Origin of the sequence: Desulfovibrio sp. 1188_IL3213 (assembly GCF_036763145.1) — a bacterium.
Classification (GTDB): domain Bacteria; phylum Desulfobacterota; class Desulfovibrionia; order Desulfovibrionales; family Desulfovibrionaceae; genus Desulfovibrio.
On sequence record NZ_JBAIYR010000165.1, the window covers coordinates 1 to 4907 of the forward strand.

Annotated in this window: 4 protein-coding genes; 1 reads left to right on the forward strand and 3 read right to left on the reverse strand. The window is 55.9% G+C overall.

Features of this window, described 5'->3' with window-relative positions; genetic code table 11:
- Positions 1 to 230 precede the first annotated feature (230 nt).
- The 3 genes from dctA to V6C16_RS07965 form a co-directional block, all read right to left on the reverse strand.
- Positions 231 to 1580 (reverse strand): C4-dicarboxylate transporter DctA, encoded by a 1350-nt coding sequence (dctA, locus tag V6C16_RS07955; RefSeq protein WP_333534684.1) that lies wholly within the window; start codon positions 1578 to 1580, stop codon positions 231 to 233.
- A gap of 126 nt (positions 1581 to 1706) precedes the next feature.
- On the reverse strand, positions 1707 to 2867 hold the full coding sequence (locus V6C16_RS07960) for a UxaA family hydrolase (RefSeq protein ID WP_333534685.1): 1161 nt from the start codon (positions 2865 to 2867) through the stop codon (positions 1707 to 1709).
- Positions 2868 to 2871: 4 nt separating this feature from the next.
- Complete coding sequence (locus tag V6C16_RS07965) at positions 2872 to 3156, reverse strand: UxaA family hydrolase (protein WP_333534686.1); 285 nt, start codon at positions 3154 to 3156, stop codon at positions 2872 to 2874.
- 340 nt (positions 3157 to 3496) lie between these two features.
- On the opposite strand from V6C16_RS07965, the gene V6C16_RS07970 reads away from it, so the two are divergent.
- The coding region (locus V6C16_RS07970) for a sigma-54-dependent Fis family transcriptional regulator (RefSeq protein WP_333534687.1) at positions 3497 to 4907 on the forward strand (1411 nt) is incomplete at its 3' end.

Consider the following 4907-nt stretch of genomic DNA (forward strand, 5'->3'; position numbering starts at 1 on the left):
GCGCCCAGGGGACGCAGTGCCGCGGGCAGTGCCGCGTTGCGGCCCAGGGCATCGCAGATGTCGGCCACGGGCAGATCTTTGTACCGATCAATTATGGAGGCATGAGGCCGGAACAAATCGTTATTGATGGCGTAGCGCATGGCAAACCTTCAGTTTTTGAAAAAATTTGCGCCCATCCGTAATAATGGCGTAATGATACGGATGGGCGCCATGTGGGGCATGGAGGAGTACTATGCGCCCAATTTTTCGACCTGGGGTACAGGAGCCGGAGAGGCGATTTCTATTGTGTCAAGATCTTCATTTTTCTCCAGCATGTCTTCTACGTTTATTTTTCCGCTCAGAACAAGGTTGGCGTGCTCAAGGTCAATGGATTTTTCCCATTTCCCGATGGCGACAGTGGCAACACAGTTTCCTATAAGGTTCACCACGGCGCGCATTTCGTTAAGAATGCGGTCAATGCCGATAACCAGGGTCATGCCCACAACCGGAATGATATTGGTGGCTGAAAGCGTAGCTGCCAGGGCAATGAGCGCCGCGCCCGCAACACCCGCGCCGCCCTTGGAGGTCAGCAGCAGGATAAGAAGCAGGGTAATCTGATGCTGCAGGTCCAGGTGGATATCCATAGCCTGGGCAATGAACGAGGCCGCCATGGTAAGATAGATGGCCGCACCATCAAGGTTGAAAGAATATCCCGTGGGAAAAACAAGGCCGACCACGGATTTTTTGATACCCAGAGCTTCCATTTTTTCCATGCTGCGGGGCAGAACGGCTTCAGTGCTGGCAGTGCCGAGAGTGATGAAGATTTCTTCCTTCATGTATTTGATAAGCTGCCAGATGTTGACGCCGGACATTTTGCAGATGAAGCCGAGCACGATAATGACAAACAGGGCGCTTGTGATGTAGAGGCAGGCCACGAGTTTGCCCAGAGAGGCAAGCGCGCCCACGCCGTATTTGCCGATAGTAAAGGTGATGGCCCCGAACGCGCCGATGGGCGCAAGCTTCATGATCAGGTTGACCACGCCCAGAAACGCGTTGCTGAAGCGGTCAAGCGTGCCAAGTATGGCCTGCTTGGGTTTGTCGCCCATGTGCGAAAGGCTCATGCCGAACAGCACAGAGAACAGCAGCACCTGCAAAAGATTGCCTTCTGCAAAAGCGCCCACCACACTATGGGGTATAATGCCCATAATGAATTCCTGTGTGGTTTGCTGTTTGGCCTGGGCAAATCTGCCCAGAGCCGAGGCATCCATGGTGGCGGGGTCTGCATGAATGCCCGCGCCGGGTTGAAAAACATGCACAACAATAAGACCAATAATCAAGGCCAGTGTTGTGACTATTTCAAAATAAAGCAGAGTTTTTCCGCCGACACGGCCAACAGCCTTGAGGCTGTCCATGCGAGCAATACCCACTGAAACAGTACAGAAAATGACCGGCGTAATGATCATCTTGATAAGGTTGATGAACGCGTCGCCGAGAGGTTTTAACTTGACTGCAATGTCAGGTTCGATAAAACCGAACGCAATGCCGAGGGCGATGCCCAGAAGCACCTTGAAATAAAGCGTAGAAAAAATTTTCTTTGACATGATTACCTCAGACACAAGTAGTGTATGGGGGGGCGCCACCGGCTTGCTGCACGGCATTAGTGGGCGAGCGCCCAGGGCCATAAGAGCTGGCGCCGGGTACAGACCGGCGCCAGCTCTTTATGGTTCTTACGCGCTTTCGTAAAGCCGGGTCATGATAAATTCACGGTGACCCAGGGCTTCAGCCGAGGTGTTGCGCCCGTTGCAGGTGCGGATGAGCATTTCAAGCAGCATGTCTCCCGCCTGATCCATGTTTATTTCCCGGCGCAGAAGGCCGGAAACGTCCACATCGATATGCTCGTTCATGGTGCGCACGGTGCGCGGGTTGGCCGAGAGCTTGATGACCGGCAGAATGGGGTTGCCGATGATGTTGCCCTGGCCGGTGGGGAAGAAGTGGGCCACAAAGCCCGAAGCGGCGCACAGGGTGACCATTTCGGCAGCAGCGGAAGAGGAGTCCATAAACCACAGGCCGGGACCGGTGGGGGATTCGGCCTTGTCGAGGCAGCCGATCACAGGAGCTTTGCGGCCGATCTTCTGGACGTTGCCCAGGGCTTTTTCCTCAATGGTGGTCAGGCCGCCCTCAATATTGCCCTTGGTGGGCTGGGAGTCACAGAGGTCGTCTGTTTTGTGGTCATCCACCACCTTGGCGTAGCGGTCAAAAAACGCCTTGAATTTGGCGCGCACTTCCTCATTGGCGCAACGCTCCATAACCAGGTGCTCGCCGCCGGTGATTTCAGTGGTTTCGCCAAACAGGGTGGTGGCCCCGGCTTCCCACAGCTTGTCAAAGGCGTTGCCGACGGTGGGGTTGGAAGCGATGCCGGATGTGGTGTCGGATTCGCCGCACTTGCAGGAAACCCACAGCTCGTCCACCGTACATTGAGTGCGCTGCAGCTCACTGGCGTAATGCACAAATTCCTTGGCCTTGAGGGAGGCGGCGCGGATGGTTTCCAGATCGCCGTGCTGCTCGATGCCAAAGCCCGCCACTGGCTTGCCGGTTTTGGCAATGCCGTCCACCACGCGCTGCGTCCACACCGGCTCAATGCCGATGACCACCACGGCTGCCACGTTGGGGTTGCAGCCCGTACCGATAAGGGTGCGGAAGTGCAGGTCGAGGTCTTCGCCGAATTGCAGGCGTCCGTAGGCGTGGGGCAGGGCCATGGTCCCCTTGATGTTGTTCGCTACAGCCTCGCAGGCGGCGTTGGAAAGGTCGTCCAGGGGCAGAATGATCACATGGTTGCGAATGCCCACACGTCCGTTTTCGCGGCGGTAGCCCATAAATGTCTTGTTCATCGGTTTACCACCTTTTGGTTTTGACGTTGTGTACATGCAGGTGTTCGCCGCGCTTGATGGGCTTGACGACCTTGCCGATATCCGTGCTGTACTTGATGATGGTGTCGCCTACCGCAAGGTCCTTGAGAGCGATCTTGTGACCGATGGGAATGTCGCTCAGGGTCTCGAATTCCAGTGTGGTGTCGCCATCCATCACCCAGCCGTTGAGCCGGTCGCCCTTTTTGACGCCTTCAACCACGACCACGCCAACGCTGTCGCCCGGCTCGTGCACCACAAAGTGGGTTGTCATACTGTTCTCCTTGGATAGTATGTTGGTAGTAGAACGAGATGTAATACACAAGCAATCTCTCTTATATGTGTTATCCGTTTTGTCGCATGGCTTTTGCGTTCCAATGCAGTTAAAAATATTGCATCTGGTATACGGTAAGACAGTATTTGCTTGTATTGCCCCAGTCTTGTTGAGCTATAAAGCAATGTGCGTGCCAGAGATGCCCTGAACGCGTTACCTGGTGCTATATAAGGATATTTTTTCACAAAACTGTTTGGCTGTTCAGTCTGCTTTGCTTAAATATGGGCAATAGCCTTGTTTTTTAGTCAAATGGGTGCCTATTATTGGGCAGGAGGAGAGTATGCCATACGAGCTTTCTGCCGGCGGCCTGAACAACCCGTCCCAGACAGTGGGTCAGGTGGTGCACCACCTGGCGCGGCTTGTTGTGGGAAAGATGGACCGTAATGCCTTTTTCCGCATGCTTGCAAAGCAGCTTAGTATTTTATTTCACTATGACCGCTTCTGCATCAATCTCTATGACGCGGAAAGAGAGTTTCTCAATCTGTTCACCGCGGCCGACGGCACGGTGGTGGAATCGCTCTCCAATACGCGCATTGCCCAGAACACGGTGGCGGGCCTGGCTATCGCCTCGCGCAAGCCCGTGGTCATCAATGATCTGACCAAGCATGACTTCGGCGACTCGCCCATGCCTCTTTCCACGGTGGGGCTGAATTCCACCATCGCCCTGCCTCTCATCGTCAACAGCGAGGTCATCGGCACGCTGCACGTGTCTTTTATGCAGCCGCCTGAAAATATCGTGCAGATTCTCAATGTGCTGCTGGAGCTGAGCCCCGTGCTGTCCACCTTTCTTTTTGCAGTGCTTTCCGAAGAACGCCTGGAGAAAGTGCGTGCGGCCCAGGCGGGCTCGGCCCGCAGTCCGGAAGCGGACCCCACCGGAAGCATCCTGCTGGCCGCCAGCCTGCTGGAAACGCCGGATATGAAAAAACTCATGGCGCTGGCCCGCAAGGTTGCCAAGCTGCACATTCCCGTCATGATTCTGGGCGAAACCGGCACGGGCAAAAGCATGCTGGCCCGCTGGCTGCATCTGCACAGCCCCAGGCGCAAGAACAGTTTTGTGAAGGTCAATTGCCCTTCCCTGCCTCCCACGCTTTTTGAAAGTGAAATGTTCGGCTACGCCAAAGGCGCGTTTACCGGGGCCACCAGCAAGCGGGTGGGGCGGGTGGAACTGGCCCAGGGAGGCACGCTTTTTCTGGACGAGATAGGCGAACTTGCGCCGGAGATGCAGAGCAAGCTTTTGCAGGTGCTGGAGGAAAACTCTTTTGAGCGTGTGGGCGAGGCCGCGCCCATCGGCGTGGATATGCGCGTCATGTCCGCCACCAATATTGACATGGCTGCGGCCATGAATCAGGGCCGTCTGCGTCGTGACCTGTATTATCGCCTCGGTTCGGTGGTTTTGCGCATGCCTCCCCTGCGGGAACGGAAAAACGACATCCCGTTGTTTGTGGAGCATTTTGTCAGGCAGTTTTCCCGAGAATACGAGATACACCCGCCCCGGCTTTCACGCCCGGTTATGGACGCCCTGCAGGAACATGTCTGGCCGGGAAATATACGTGAACTGCGCAATGTGGTGAGCCGCCTGCTGCTCCAGACCCTGGACGGGCAGATAACCGGCAGCTTTGTGGACGAGGCGCTGCACCTGTGGAAAGGCCCGGCCGGAACAGCGCCGTCAGCTCCCGTCGCGTCTGCGCCCG